11 protein-coding genes and 1 tRNA gene are annotated in these 14,528 nt (G+C 35.6%); 4 read left to right on the top strand and 8 right to left on the bottom strand.

All coding sequences use genetic code 11. From position 1 onward, the window contains the following. Positions 1 to 203 precede the first annotated feature (203 nt). Together dinB and VHP32_08610 are read left to right on the top strand one after the other, a co-directional pair. Complete coding sequence (dinB, locus tag VHP32_08615) at positions 204 to 1,502, top strand: DNA polymerase IV (GenBank protein HEX2787953.1); 1,299 nt, start codon at positions 204 to 206, stop codon at positions 1,500 to 1,502. A gap of 62 nt (positions 1,503 to 1,564) precedes the next feature. Further along, a complete protein-coding gene (locus VHP32_08610) occupies positions 1,565 to 2,005 on the top strand; it encodes a hypothetical protein (GenBank protein HEX2787952.1) in 441 nt (146 codons plus the stop codon). A gap of 7 nt (positions 2,006 to 2,012) precedes the next feature. Here VHP32_08610 and VHP32_08605 read toward each other — a convergent pair whose 3' ends face one another. From VHP32_08605 to VHP32_08580, 6 genes are all read right to left on the bottom strand, one after another. Next, entirely contained in the window at positions 2,013 to 3,992 is a 1,980-nt protein-coding gene (locus tag VHP32_08605) for a response regulator (GenBank protein ID HEX2787951.1), read from the bottom strand. A 7-nt stretch (positions 3,993 to 3,999) separates the two neighbouring features. Continuing rightward, a complete protein-coding gene (locus tag VHP32_08600; GenBank protein ID HEX2787950.1) occupies positions 4,000 to 4,437 on the bottom strand; it encodes a response regulator in 438 nt (145 codons plus the stop codon). 34 nt (positions 4,438 to 4,471) lie between these two features. Continuing rightward, entirely contained in the window at positions 4,472 to 5,821 is a 1,350-nt protein-coding gene (locus tag VHP32_08595) for an ATP-binding protein (GenBank protein ID HEX2787949.1), read from the bottom strand. Positions 5,822 to 5,853: 32 nt separating this feature from the next. Next, positions 5,854 to 6,987, bottom strand: coding sequence for an FIST N-terminal domain-containing protein (locus tag VHP32_08590; protein ID HEX2787948.1), 1,134 nt, complete (start codon positions 6,985 to 6,987; stop codon positions 5,854 to 5,856). 273 nt (positions 6,988 to 7,260) lie between these two features. Continuing rightward, positions 7,261 to 7,333: transfer RNA gene (locus VHP32_08585), tRNA-Thr, on the bottom strand. 237 nt (positions 7,334 to 7,570) lie between these two features. Beyond that, positions 7,571 to 7,747: a hypothetical protein gene (locus VHP32_08580; protein ID HEX2787947.1), complete on the bottom strand. Its 177-nt coding sequence runs from the start codon at positions 7,745 to 7,747 to the stop codon at positions 7,571 to 7,573. Between the two features lie 13 nt (positions 7,748 to 7,760). Here VHP32_08580 and VHP32_08575 point away from each other — a divergent pair, with 13 nt between their 5' ends. Both VHP32_08575 and VHP32_08570 read left to right on the top strand, forming a co-directional pair. Continuing rightward, a complete protein-coding gene (locus VHP32_08575; protein HEX2787946.1) occupies positions 7,761 to 8,828 on the top strand; it encodes a T9SS type A sorting domain-containing protein in 1,068 nt (355 codons plus the stop codon). A gap of 115 nt (positions 8,829 to 8,943) precedes the next feature. Continuing rightward, positions 8,944 to 11,148: a hypothetical protein gene (locus VHP32_08570; protein HEX2787945.1), complete on the top strand. Its 2,205-nt coding sequence runs from the start codon at positions 8,944 to 8,946 to the stop codon at positions 11,146 to 11,148. A 101-nt stretch (positions 11,149 to 11,249) separates the two neighbouring features. Here VHP32_08570 and ahcY read toward each other — a convergent pair whose 3' ends face one another. Next, the gene (ahcY, locus tag VHP32_08565; GenBank protein ID HEX2787944.1) at positions 11,250 to 12,578 is read right to left on the bottom strand and encodes an adenosylhomocysteinase; all 1,329 of its coding nucleotides are present in this window, start codon (positions 12,576 to 12,578) and stop codon (positions 11,250 to 11,252) included. A 131-nt stretch (positions 12,579 to 12,709) separates the two neighbouring features. Further along, positions 12,710 to 14,482: an aspartate--tRNA ligase gene (gene aspS / locus VHP32_08560; GenBank protein HEX2787943.1), complete on the bottom strand. Its 1,773-nt coding sequence runs from the start codon at positions 14,480 to 14,482 to the stop codon at positions 12,710 to 12,712. Positions 14,483 to 14,528 lie beyond the last annotated feature (46 nt).

The raw sequence follows: 14,528 nt of genomic DNA, 5'->3' as shown, positions 1-14,528 counted from the left end.
ATTTATTTTTATAAAAATAACATTGTAATTCACCGCAAACAATTCAAGAAAAATGTCTATTTTTATAGTATGTTAGTAAGTTTAAAATATTAATAATACTCCTCAAATTCCATCTATCCTCTCATTATATTTGTTTTACGTTTGACGTTTTACGTTTTAAAGAATTACTTTCTTTTCTCAAATATCCCTTATATATTTACGGTATGGAAGTCAGCTCGAAATATTTCATACCGCGAGAGGACGGCAAAGACGTCTGGCATGCGAAACGCGTGCGGATGATGCCGAATTATTCCTTTCCACACTTCAGGGACATGGATTACCGCATCAAGGAGCATAAGAACAGGTTTTTTATGCACTTCGACATAGACGCTTTTTATGCGCAATGCGAACAGCGCGACAACCCGCATTTCCGAGGCAAGCCGGTTGCTGTCGGCGGCTCCGAAGACGGCAAAGGAATTGTGCTCTCGGCTTCCTATGAGGCGCGCGCAAAAGGTGTTGCAACCGTAATGTCGATGTATGAGGCACTGAGAATTTGTCCTGATATAATCTGCCTTCCCTGCTGCGGTCAGAAATACGAAGCCGCACTCATTAGTATTCTTGAGATTCTTGAAAATTTTGTCCCGCCGGAGTTCATCGAACAGTACAGCATAGACGAGTGCTTCGTTGAGCTTACACCAATGGCGAAGAATTTCGATGCTGCTGTGAAGCTTGCGCAAGCAATCAAACAGGAAATAAAAAATGTCGAGGGACTCACTGTCTCCGCAGGAATTTCAAATAACAAAACTTACGCAAAACTCGGAGCGGGACTTAACAAGCCCGACGGGTTTGTAGTTTTAAAACCTGAAGAAAAAGAAGAAAAAGTTTATCCGCTTCCCGCAGGTAAAATCTGGGGAATCGGGAGACGAATCGAACGAAGATTGTTCGCATATAAAATAAGAACAATAGGCGAGCTTGCAAAAGCAAACCCCGAGCTTCTCCGCAAGGAATTCGGTATCAACGGAATTGTGTTTCATAAAATGGCGCGCGGCGAAGATACATCGGGTATATTCAAAAAAGAAGAAAGAAAAGAAAAATCCTTGTCGCATAACCACACAATGAGCACCTCGATTTATGAATATGATGACTGCATGAAAGAAATAAGAAGAATGGGAGAGTACCTGTGCAGAAAAATGCGTTCGAAAAAAATTGTCGGAAAGGTTTTGTATCTGACAATCAGGTATGAAGATTTGCGTTTTAAATCCGCTGCCGGTGAGCTTGAGCATCATACAAACGACGACCGTATTGTCTTTGAGCTTGCAAAAGAACTATTCAAACGAATTCCCTCACCTGTTGCAAAACTGAAAGCGAGAATGTTCGGGTTATCAGTTGTGGATTTGAAACCGGATTTGAAACGCGACAGTTATAATTTATTTAAGAATAATATTTTTCTTCCCTACGAAACGCTGGATAAGATAAAAACAAAGTTCGGTGAAGGAGTAATTAGGGTAGGACTGGAGGGATAAATTATTTCTAAATTTACAATTTCAAAAAATATTATTAAACTTAACGTAAAATCCCAAATAACATGAACTCATTTAAATCTGCTTTAGTATTATTTTTTTTATTTTTTATATTTAATGCATGTTCAAAGTCTTCCAAACCTGAAGATGAAATATCAGAAAAAGATATAATAAAAAAAGGAACAATGTATGATGGACTCCTGAATCCTACTGCTTATAAATATGTAGCTGCAGAAAAGGATGGAGTAATATTCGCAGCTTTTGAAAGTTCAATGCTATTAAATCAGGAAACAGATTCCCAAAAAGTCGCTTTCATTTCAAATGCAGTTGCTAAGACCATAAATGATGTTCTGGAATCTACCGAGATATCCTTGATAGATATTGTAAATGTTCAGTTAAAAAAAGACGGATATATAGTGCTTAAAGGGAAAAACTGCACATATGAAGTTAAGATTCATATGACACCCGATCGATTAAAGGGTTTTGAATATAAGAAGTGTCCTTGAATGTGTCTTACTGCAAATGTACGAACCTCGACAGCTTATAAATAAGTTCTTCCTGTCTGAAAGGTTTTGTTATTAAATCATTCATTCCGTGGCTAAGAACTTTTGTTTTTGTCTCTTGCGAAACGTCAGCAGTAAACGCAATTATTGGAGTATTTCTATTGAGATAAAATGCCTGGTCGCCGCGGATATATTTAGCAACATCAAAGCCGTCAATGAAAGGCATCTGCAAATCAACAAGCACAATGTCGTAATCATTTTTTCCGAGCAAGTCAATTGCTTCCTGTCCGTTATTTGCGACATCAAAAGCTATTTTCCATTTTGCAAAAAGCTTTGTTACAAAAAACTGGTTCATTACATTGTCTTCGGCATATAAAATTTTTAATCCTTCAAAATTTAAATACTTAGGGTCAATATACATTGTCTTTTCGGAAACTTCATCTTGCTCCTTGATTCCAAAGCTAAGCTCAAAAATAAAACATGACCCGTTTCCGCATTCGCTTTCAAGGCGAATGGTTCCTCCCTGCAGTTCGATAAGACGTTTTACGATAGTAAGTCCTAATCCGGTTCCGCCAAATTTTCTCGGAATATCCGAATATGCCTGAGTAAAACTTTCAAATATTTTAGAATGTTCTTCTTTGGGAATTCCGATACCGGAATCTTTAACATAAAATTCCAGCAGAACGGTATCAGTAGATTTATTTTTTTGTTTTACTGAAACCTCAACCGAACCGCGTTCAGTAAACTTGATTGCATTTCCGACAAGATTAATTAAAACCTGATTCAGCTTAAACTGGTCACCGACAATTACATCGGGAATGGTATCATCAAAATTCGATTTAAGCTCTAAACCTTTTTCTTTTGCTTTTATTGAAAAGGTCTTCACCAAATCACGCAATGTTTCCCGCGCATTAAACTTAAGCGACTCAAAAGTAATTTTGCCCGATTCAATCTTTGAGAAATCGAGAACATCGTTTATGATTGCAAGAAGATTATCTGCTGAAAATTTAATTGCCTTCAGATATTCAATATTGGACTCGGACTGGTTTTCCTGAAACAGCAAATCTGTTATGCCAATAATTGAGTTAAGCGGAGTTCTGATTTCATGACTCATGTTTGAAAGGAAATCAGATTTAATTTTAAGCGCATTTTCAGCGTTCGACTTTGCCTGTTTAAGCTGTTCCTCTGCAATTTTATGATATGTAATATCTGTAATAACACTTAAAACCTGCCTCACTTTTCCTTCGTCATCGCGTTCAAAAACGAGATCACGGAAAAACAGCCAGCGGTATTGTCCGTCATTATGTTTAACTCTCAAAACAGACTCCAAGAAGTCGGTTTCAGAACTGTTCATTATTTTGAACTGTCTTATGTTTTCCCTTTCAAAGTCATCGGGATGTATCAGCATTTTAATGATGTTAACACCAATTTCATTAAGTTCTTTCTCGTTATATCCGAGAAATTCACCCATTGATTTGTTTGAAAAGACTATGCGATCTTTTTCGAAATCATAAACAGAAATAATTTCAGGAATTGAATTAGTTATTCGGGCAAGAAGCTTTTGATTTTCGTTGTTTTCCTTAACAGCTTTCAGTTTTGCAAGATTTAACTCGCGCAAATTCCATCCTCCGCGGATAATTTTTTCTATCAACTCAACACTAAGTTCGGATTTTGAGTAATAATCAAACGCTCCTGCTTTCATCATTTCAACAGCAAGCTTTTCATCGCCCTGTGATGTTAAAACGGTCGTAATTATTTCTTCATAATGGCGCTTAATGAATTTAAGCAAGCTCAGTCCGTCAGTTCCGGGAAGCTGGTAGTCAAGAAAAATAAAATCGACTTTGTTATTTTTGAGAACGTCTTTTGCAGAATCAGCGTCGATTGCATTCAGAAAGCTGTATTTGAAGTTGCATTTTTTTAATAAACGCTCGAACGCCATTGTGTCAATGTCGTCATCTTCAATTAAAAGAATTTTTACTTTTGAATGCATAAAAATATTAGTTAGTCATAATCGGAAATTCACAGAGCATCCAGTAATTTTTCAGAATGCCGACTGCAGAAATAAATTTTTCGATTGATAATGGCTTTAGAATATAACCTGCAACATTTAAGTTGTAAGCTTCAATTTTGTCATTATCTTCATTTGAAGTAGTCATAACAAATACGGAAATGTTTTTTAATCTGTCATCATTACGGAGTTCTTTAAGAAATTCAATGCCTCCCATTTTAGGCATATTTAAATCAAGCAAAATAATTCTCGGCATCGGAACGATTTTCTCAGTTGATTCTCCGCGAAGAATCGCAAGAGCATCCAGTCCGTTTTCCGCAACATACAGCGGGTTTTTTATGTTATTCTTTTTGAAAGCTCTCATTACGTTCATCACATCGACTTCATCATCTTCAACGAGTAAAATATTAATTAAGCTGTCTCCCATTTGTCCTATAGTTTATTGTTTATTGTTTAATTTATTAATTATGTTTTAACCATGTAAAGAAAAACTTTGCTCCTTTTCCTTTTTCTGATTCGAGCCATATTTTTCCACCCGTATCTTCAATGATTTTCTTCACTATTGCTAAGCCCACACCGGTGCTTTCAAACTTGTCACGTGATTGTAATGTCTGAAAAATCGTAAAGATTTTATCGTGGAACTGCTTGTCTATTCCCCCTCCATTGTCCGAAACGGAGAATTGATAGTAATTTGTTTCGTCTTTAAATTCAATACTAATTTCAGGGTTCGGATTGTTATTATATTTAATTGCATTACTTATGAGGTTTGAAAAAACTTGTTCAAGCAAAATTTTATCAAACTTGCTTGTCGGCATATTTTCCTGAATGTTAAACTTAAAATTATCGGGCGGGTCAAGGTTTTCAATTATTTCTTTAAGAAAATCATTTATATTAAGAAGCGATAAATTGGATTTCAGACGTCCGATACGCGAATACTCAAGAATTCCGTTAATCAAATCTTCCATTCTTTGAACTCTTCCTCGAAGCATGTCAAAATTCTTTTTAGTATCAGCAGAAATCTTTTCTTCTATTTCTTCCTCAATCCACATTGAAAGATTAACTATTGCGCGGAGCGGTGCTTTTAAGTCATGCGATACGATATAGGCAAACTGATCGAGCTCTTTGTTTATTTTTCCGAGTTCGTTTGAGTAAGACATAAGCTGTTCATTCTTTTCCCTCATCTCCTCTTCCATCTTCTTACGCTCAGTAAGGTCCGTAATTGTGCCGACCAGAAAATCTTTTTTCTGTCCGTTAGAGAATAAAGTTTTCTTTGTCAGAATAGTCCGCTGAACGCCATCTTTATCGGTTAGCTGTTCTTCATTTATGTTTTCAGTACGTGTTTTAAAAACAATATCGTCATGAGCTCTGAAAACATCAGCTTCTTCTTTGGGAAAAAAATCGAAATCATTTTTGCCAAGCAGTTCGATATGATGCTTGCCAAGCAGTTCGCACATTACATCATTTGCCATTAAGAACCTGTGGTCTTCGTCTTTCACGAAAATAGGATTTGCAACAGCATTCAGAATTGCGTCAAGGAAATTTTTGGATTGTTCAAGCTCGGTTGTTCTTTCTTTGACCTTTTCTTCAAGCTCTTCGGTATATTTGTTCAGCTTTTCGTTTGCCTTGAAAAGCTCATTTGAACTCAGCTCAAGCGTTCTTTCAAGCTGCTTATGGTCGTTATTAAAACTGGAATACGCTTCATTTATTGCAGTGAGAAAATTCTGCATTTCAGGCGTGTTTACATCAATAGATTTTAAATGCTTGTCAATCTGCCGTTTGAGAAGGCGGTGAAAGTTGCTGATATCAGTCATTAATCTTTAAATTTCCGATTTGGAATTCTTGTTTAAAGTTCCTTAAATGTAGTTATTGTCATTGTCTGGTTATGAAGCTCGCACTTTGCTTCTTTCATGAACGGTGCGATTTCACCATAAGAATAGAATCCGGTAATTTTTGCGTTTGACCCGATGACTCCCTGAACTGCCTCGACTTCTTCTTCTACCATCTGCTTCAAAACAAGTTTTCTTCCGACACAACTGATTAATATTGCTAAATCGGGACTTGCCCCGTTTAAGCTAACCTTTGCTGCTTCTTCGGCGCCGTCGATTAGTCTGTCGAAGTTTGCTTTCATTAAGCGGACGTATGAACCTTCAGGAATGTCACCTGCAAATGTCAGACTTTGTTTGTTTTCATCAATTGCAAGAATTGTTCTTACAACGGGAGTTGAATCTGCATTTGAACGTAAGCTGAGAGGAAACAGCAAACCAGATGATGGAAGATTTGCAGCCTGCTCACCGAGAAAAGATTTATATAGAGATAATGCGGGTGTGTTATCAAGCTCGTATAAAACATTGTCGTTTGATTTAGTTACAAGACGGTCGATGCCGAAGCTATCCCAGCCCCCCAGTGAGCCATAACCGATTGCGAGATTGTTTCCATAAAATCCTATTGCTGTTATAACTTTCGACGTCGGATTTCCATCAGCATCTATTACGTATGTTTCCGTAAAGTTTGCTCCGTCTCCTGCGAGCCCTCCGGTTATGCTGATGTTTGACGGTGTTACGCTTCTCATTCCTTCAACAAGCTTGCTCCCGTTTATGTTGAGACCGTCAGATAAAACGAATATGTGAACAAGGTCTTTTGTATCAAACTTTTTGATGAGTCCAACCCCGAGGTCATAGCTTTTATCAGGTGATGATATGTCAATACTATGAGCTTCAAGTTTAGTTTTTTCAAATTCAACAAGTGTTGCAATTAAAGTATCATCTGAAACTTCAGTTCCGCAAATTTCTCCTGAGGTCGAACAGCCCGTCATCACAGCTCCCGGATAATTTTCTTTCAGAAAATCTGTGTATTGTGTGTCCTTAATTAAGCCGGTGCTTCCGAATAATAATATAAAATTTGGCTTTATACTATTTTCTGAATCTCCCTGAGGTTGCCAGTTATTTCCTTTTGACCATTTTAATTGTTGAATTTTCATATTTTAATAATTTATTTTTATTTGATTAATGTAATATAAATACTTTTATGTTTAAATATTATTAGCTAAATGACTTATTTTAGTAAAACTTATCATAAAAATATTTTAAAAACCTATTGAATGCAAATAAAAATAAATTATTTTTAAATAACAACATTCTTTTAATGTGTAATTTGAGTTAAATAACTTACATTCTTGAAGGTGATAGCATGTTGAGGGGAAATTTCGCTTGAAGCTAAGCAATTATACAATTTTTTCATAAATACGAAAAAGAGCTAACGAGGGGATTTGAACCCCTGACCTGCTGATTACGAATCAGCTGCTCTACCAGCTGAGCTACGTTAGCTTAACTTTAGCAAAGTCAGGTAAATATAATATTTTTTAATGAGGGATATAAGGAAATTTTCCCGTGTCATTCTGAACGGAGCGAAGAATCTCATTTTTTATCTCTTTTATTCATCTTGAACTTATTATTAAATAAATTTCGCTTTTGAAGTGATAAATGTGATTGAGAAAATGCTGAATAAGTTTAAAAAAACATTATACCTCACCGGAATAATTATTATTAACTACTTATTATTCATTACGCCTTGTTATGCACAATGGATACAGCAAAGCATGCCTGAAGCGGACAACCATTCGATATGGTATTTTTTGATGCAAATACGGGGATAATTTCTCTTAATACAAGCCCCTCTCCTATTCCTGCAACATTAAGGACAACTAACGGAGGTTTTAATTGGAGCCTTTCAGCTAACATCAGAATATTTAGAATGGATAAAATTGATAGCACAACTGTATATGGAAATGGAAGAACAAATCATGGTGGTGATGTTATATATAAAACTACAAATAAAGGTATAACTTGGGATAGTGTATCAATATCAACTAATAATGGATATGCAAGCATTTCATTTGTAAATCGAGATACAGGCTGGGTAACAGGAGTTGAAGGAGATTCATTAACAATTTGGAGGACAACAAATGGGGGCGTAACTTTAGTACCACAAAAAAGAAATATGGGTGATGGAAATTTATTCTTTCTAAAACAATCAATCGGAGGAAATTATTACGGATGGATAGCAGAAAAAGGTGAAGGAATATATAGAACCACTAATGGAGGTATTAACTGGACTTTAATGTCAAACGTAATTGGAACAATATATTTTTTAAATCAGGACACAGGTTGGAGAACATTTGGAGGTGAGATGTTTAAAACAACAAACAGCGGAGCTAACTGGATAAATCAACCTCTGCCTTCAGGAAATCAAATTTTAAATAGAACTATAGAAAGATTTGATGTGGTAAATAGTAATGTAATATATGGTGTTGGCGGAAACAGGTTTTTAGGTCCCGGGCAGTTTAAAGGAATAATATGGAAAACAACAAATGGCGGTGATGTATGGGGATTTCAGCAACCGGATACATCAATATCAATAGGATTATATAACGTCATAGATTTTATAGATACAAATACCGGTTGGGCTTATAATTCAAGCGGAATGTATGGAGCATTTACTAATGTGGGTGCCGGACCAATTACGAATATTACAAAAGAAATTACATCAGTTAATACTGACAACTATGAATTAAAACAGAATTATCCTAACCCTTTCAATCCTTCTACAAAGATTTCATTTTCTATTCCTCAAAGCAATTTCGTTAAATTAAAGGTTTATAATGTTCTAGGAAAAGAGGTTGCGGTGCTTGTTAATGAAAATTTAGCAAGAGGGACGAATGAATATGCATTTAATGGAACCAATTTGGCGAGCGGAATGTATTTTTATAAAATAGAAACTAATTCTTATGCCCAGACAAAAAAAATGCTTTTACTTAAATAAGATTCGATTTACAAAAATCTTTATTTTTCAGTTCATAATTATAGTTTTCATATCTTCAGGGTTTTCTTCAAGTTTTAAAAATAATCCTCTTCCCTACCAATATTCAAATTCAAAAATGGATTTGAATAAGTTTTATGTCGGTATGTTCAGTCTTGGCGGAACAAAGCTGATGAATGATACTTTCACAACTTATTTAAATAGTTTAAATATAAATGCTCTGCAAAGATACGGAACCGGTGAAGATTTTGACGATGCTGATGGAGGATTTTTTACTCCAGTTTCCAATTACAAAAATAACCTTGAATATACATTGAGACAATCCGATGCCGTTTTGCAAACAAACTATGCATTGTATTTGCATAGAGAAAAAATCGTCCGTCCAGCATATGGACAAAGCAGTAAATATCAGTCAGAGTACAATTCATCAGATTTAAAAAATAAAATAATAAAACCCGGTTACGGATATTTAACATCAGAAACAGGAAAAATTGAAATCGATAATCTGAATGGAAATATCCAAACAGTAAGAAAGTGTTTAACAAATTCACAGAGAGCAGGATATGTTGTTAAAGATTTATACGAAAACCTTGAACAAGTTAATGATTTAAGCAGCAGCCATTACTATTCCGACAGAAAATCAAATAGCAAACTAGCAAGTTGTACAAATCTGCGATGGTACATTAAGCCAAGGATAAGAATAGAGCAAACATTCGCTAACAATCCTAATAATAAAAATGTAAATGTATTTAGATTGGACATTATTGGATTTAGCGGAAACCTTGTAAAGTCAGTTGAAATAAAAGCATCAAATTTTTTAAATAACGGATATTATGACGGTGGATATTTAGAAAATTATTTTAATTTGAATGATACTACAATGAGTATTCTAGCGGATATTCTGAATAATGGTGCAAATCAAGATAATTATGTTAATTCAAAAATAGATTATAGAATTTACTGGTATGATAACGTGGATATGTGGATTGATTACGTTCGCATTGATGATGAATGGGCGCATTTTTTGATTGAAGATCCTGATGATAGAATACCATCTGACATTAACAGGTGGCAATTTAATCAGAAAATCCGTGATGAGGCAGAACAAATTGCAGCAATGAACGGCTTTGGTTATTTTTATATGGACGAATTTAAGTATAATAATATAGCCTGTGTAGCTGAAGTTAACAAAAGAATAAAACAATATAATCCGAATACAGGACTTGTACCTGTTGTCTGTGAAGTATGTATTCAATGGGGCAGCGGACTTAAAAATACTCCGGAACTGCATGCAGTTTATGATTCTCTTCATTCTTCCGGAGCAGTAACTGACATCCTCCTGACGGATATATATCCCATTAGCACAAATATTCCTGTTCCATATAATCTTTCTCTTCCAAATGATACAACATATCCCGGAACGGTAGAATATATTTTGGCAGAAAATAGAGAACAATATAATGACAAATTGAGCTCAGTCATAACAAATGCTACTTTGTTCGGACTTGAGAATTTTAAGAATGCATCGCTCAAAGCGAAGCAATATGGATGGACTTTATGTTATGGAACACAAATACATACATTTGAAAATTTTAATTGCACTTCAAAAGATTTTACAGGGTTGCGGGAACCCACAAATGAAGAAATAAAATTTCAATCTAATCTTGCATTGGCATACGGAGCAAAACAAGTTTTTCATTTTATTTACACCACTGAGCACTATTATTATCAAGATTGTGGAAAAAACTATTTCTTATGGGGGATGTTGAATTCAAATAACTCAGCCCCCAGAATAAATAATTATTACGAACAAAATAAATGGACAGGGCTTGCCGACATAAATGCTGATTTGAGAAAAATTGGGGAATATATTTATAATGAAAAGAATCTCAAGTATAATGCGACACGAACAGTCAATACAGAGGGTTTGCCTTTTAAATATATTCATACTATAAAGTCGGTTTATCGAAATAATCAATTAATATTTCCACAGCAAGGAAATGAAGATCCATCAAATAAACTTTATTGGGAAATCGGATTTTTTAATCCAAGCCAAGAAATCGAACCAAATTCTAATGCGAAATATTTTCTTGCTGTGAATAAACGGTGCACTCCTGAGTTAAAACCGGGTGAAGGTGATTTACGGGAATTGAGAATAAGATTTAATTTAAATGATCTTGCAAATTTTAATAATTGGAAATTAAGTAACGCAGTGTCAAACGAAGTTTTAACAACATTTAACCCAAATACCGGAAATTACATTTCTGCAGGAGTTTTTAACCCCGGTGAAGGAAGATTGTTCAAACTTGAACCAGTTCTATAAATATATTCTTTTTATATAAAACAAAAACGCCCTTGTTTTATTCAAACAAGAGCGTTAAATATTTATAAATTCGAAATCGGCAATCTGAAATTCGAAATTTTTTAATATCTGTATAAATCGTTTTTGTATGGTCCGTCAACAGGTACGCTGATATAATCAGCCTGTTGCGGAGTTAACTTCTCAAGCTTAACACCGATTTTCTCAAGGTGAAGTCTTGCAACTTTTTCATCGAGATGTTTTGGAAGAACATAAACTTTGTTCTCATACTTCTCGCTATTCTGCCACAACTCGATTTGCGCAAGTACCTGATTTGTGAATGAGTTTGACATCACGAATGATGGATGTCCCATTGCACAACCAAGGTTTACCAAACGACCTTCAGCAAGAACAATAATATCTTTTCCGTCAAGTGTATATAAATCAACCTGTGGTTTAATGGTGTCTTTTGTGTGTCCGTAATTTTCGTTTAACCAAGCCATATCAATTTCATTATCAAAGTGACCGATGTTACAGACAATAGCTTTATCTTTTAAAGCTTTAAAATGTCTGTCAGTTACAATGTTGAAGTTTCCTGTTGCAGTAACGACTATATCAACTTCTTTAACAGCTTCATCCATTGTCGTAACTTTATATCCGTCCATTGCTGCCTGTAAAGCACAGATAGGGTCTATCTCAGTAACGATAACTCTTGCTCCGGCACCTCTTAAAGAAGCAGCAGAACCTTTTCCAACATCACCATAACCTGCAACAACGGCAACTTTACCTGCAAGCATTATATCAGTTGCTCTTCTGATAGCATCAACAAGAGATTCTTTACATCCGTATTTATTATCAAATTTTGATTTTGTAACAGAGTCGTTAACATTGATAGAAGGAAGCGGCAATGTTCCTGCTTTCATTCTGTCATATAATCTGTGAACACCTGTTGTCGTTTCTTCTGAAATTCCTTTGATGTTTGCAACCAACTCAGGATATTCATCGAGAACCATATTTGTTAAATCACCGCCATCATCAAGAATCATATTCAACGGCTGACCGTCAGGGAAAAACAATGTCTGTTCGATACACCAGTTAAATTCTTCCTCATTCATTCCTTTCCATGCATAAACAGGAATTCCTGCAGCAGCAATAGCAGCAGCAGCATGGTCTTGTGTTGAAAAAATATTGCATGATGACCATGTAACTTCAGCTCCGAGAGCTACCAATGTTTCTATTAAAACTGCGGTTTGAATTGTCATGTGAAGACATCCGGCAATTCTTGCGCCTTTAAGCGGTTGTGATGCTTTATATTCTTCACGGATTGTCATTAATCCCGGCATTTCAGCTTCTGCAAGCTTTATTTCTTTTCGTCCCCAGTCAGCTAAGTTTATATCTTTTACTTTATATTTCGGTTTCGTTGCGGTTTTTTCCTTTACGGTTGTAGAACTCAAAATATTTTATCTCCTTAATTTATTGTAATATGTAATTTAACGAATTTTGATGACTTAAAAAATTCATTTAGCGGGTAAGACAGACATTCTGTCTGTCTCGACAGGCATGAATGCCTATCGTACCCTTAAAACTATGATAATTTAATACCCAATTCTTTAAGCTGTTGTTCCGAGACAGGGCTTGGGTTTTCATCCATAAGCGATGCAGCGCTTGTAGTTTTGGGGAATGCAATCACTTCGCGTATATCTTTTGTTCCGCATAAACTTGCAACGATTCTATCTAAACCCGGAGCAATACCACCGTGCGGAGGAGCACCGTATGAAAATGCATCGAGAACAAATCCGAATTTTTGGCGTGACTCTTCATCTGTCAGCCCGATTATGTCAAACACTCGTTTTTGAATATCGCTTTTGTGTATTCTTATGCTTCCGCTTGCAAGCTCCTGACCGTTTAAAACCAAATCATAACAGTCAGCTCTGATTGCAAGAATATCTTCGGCTTTATTGCTTTCAAGTAAATGCAGATGCTCTGCCTTCGGCATAGTAAAAATATGATGCTCCCCTGCATAACGTTTTTCTTCTTCGTCATATCTGAATAAAGGAAAATCAGTTACCCATAAGAAAGCAGGTTTTGAATCATCATAAAGATTAAAAGTATCTGCAAGATTTAATCTTAACAAACCAAGAACTTCACTGACCTTTTTAAATTCACCGCTTAAAATAAAAATGGTATCACCTTCTGCAGGGTTTTCAAACGATTCAAGAATTAATTTCATTTCCTCAGGTCCGAGTGATTTTGTAAGCGGAGATTGAACTCCTTCGGCAGTTAATTTTATGTAAGCAAGACCTCCGAGTCCGTTTGATTTAACAATCTCGGTTAAGTTATCGATAATTTTTCTTGAAACCTGCTGACCGCTTAACTTAATACCGGCAATAATTCCCTTTGCATCGATTGCATTTTTAAATGGTGCGAATTGTGAATTCGCGAGATGATGTGTTATGTCAGCAATTCTCATATCCCCTTTTACACGCAAGTCCGGTTTATCAATGCCGTAATATTTTATACATTCATCATATGTAAGTTGAGTGAACGGAGTATCGATGTCGATATTCAGAACACCTTTCCAAATTTCTTTCATAAGACCTTCAGTGATTCTGAAAACGTCTTCCTGTTTCACGAAGCTCATTTCAAGGTCAATCTGAGTAAATTCCGGCTGTCTGTCAGCGCGCAAATCTTCATCACGGAAGCATTTACAAATCTGGACGTATTTGTCGATTCCAGCAACCATTAAAATCTGTTTATAAGTCTGGGGTGACTGCGGGAGAGCATAAAACTTACCTTTGTGAACTCGTGACGGAACAAGATAGTCTCTTGCACCTTCGGGAGTTGATTTCATTAAAATAGGAGTTTCGATTTCAAGAAAACCGTGCTTTTCGAAATATTTATGAACAATCTGAAAAACCTGATTTCTCACAATCATATTTCGCGTCATTGAATTGCGCCGTAAATCAAGATAACGGTACTTGAAGCGCAGTTCTTCAGATGCTTTCACGTCTTCTTCAACGACAAACGGAGTCTGTTTTGACTCGTTTAAAACCTCGATATTCGAAACTTCTATTTCTATGTCCCCTGTCGGGATGTTTTTATTTATGCTTTCGCGTTTAATAACTTTTCCCGTTGCTGAAATAACAAATTCATTTCCCAAAGTAGCTGCTATATCAATTAATGCTTTATTGTCAGGACTGATTTTGAGTTGTGTAATGCCGTAACGGTCGCGTAAATCGATGAAGAATAAACCACCAAGGTCACGTTTTTTGGCAACCCAGCCGTTTAATGTTACATTTTTATCCAAATCAGATAAACGAAGCTCACCACAGGTATGCGTTCTTTGAGAAAAAGACATATAATTAATTGAAATTTATAATACTTAAAAATAACTAATTAAAATG

This window comes from Ignavibacteria bacterium, assembly GCA_036262055.1.
Classification (GTDB): Bacteria; Bacteroidota; Ignavibacteria; order Tepidaquicellales; family Tepidaquicellaceae; genus DATAJP01.
This window is presented reverse-complemented; position numbering and strand designations above follow the sequence as displayed.

What these genes read in the sequence shown, in the direction of transcription:
- dinB (HEX2787953.1), top strand. Translation starts at nt 204, where the DNA reads ATGGAAGTCAGCTCGAAATATTTCATACCGCGAGAGGACGGCAAAGAC.
- VHP32_08610 (HEX2787952.1), top strand. Translation starts at nt 1,565, where the DNA reads ATGAACTCATTTAAATCTGCTTTAGTATTATTTTTTTTATTTTTTATA.
- VHP32_08605 (HEX2787951.1), bottom strand. Translation starts at nt 3,992, where the DNA reads ATGCATTCAAAAGTAAAAATTCTTTTAATTGAAGATGACGACATTGAC.
- VHP32_08600 (HEX2787950.1), bottom strand. Translation starts at nt 4,437, where the DNA reads ATGGGAGACAGCTTAATTAATATTTTACTCGTTGAAGATGATGAAGTC.
- VHP32_08595 (HEX2787949.1), bottom strand. Translation starts at nt 5,821, where the DNA reads ATGACTGATATCAGCAACTTTCACCGCCTTCTCAAACGGCAGATTGAC.
- VHP32_08590 (HEX2787948.1), bottom strand. Translation starts at nt 6,987, where the DNA reads ATGAAAATTCAACAATTAAAATGGTCAAAAGGAAATAACTGGCAACCT.
- VHP32_08580 (HEX2787947.1), bottom strand. Translation starts at nt 7,747, where the DNA reads ATGTTAGCTGAAAGGCTCCAATTAAAACCTCCGTTAGTTGTCCTTAAT.
- VHP32_08575 (HEX2787946.1), top strand. Translation starts at nt 7,761, where the DNA reads ATGGATAAAATTGATAGCACAACTGTATATGGAAATGGAAGAACAAAT.
- VHP32_08570 (HEX2787945.1), top strand. Translation starts at nt 8,944, where the DNA reads ATGGATTTGAATAAGTTTTATGTCGGTATGTTCAGTCTTGGCGGAACA.
- aspS (HEX2787943.1), bottom strand. Translation starts at nt 14,482, where the DNA reads ATGTCTTTTTCTCAAAGAACGCATACCTGTGGTGAGCTTCGTTTATCT.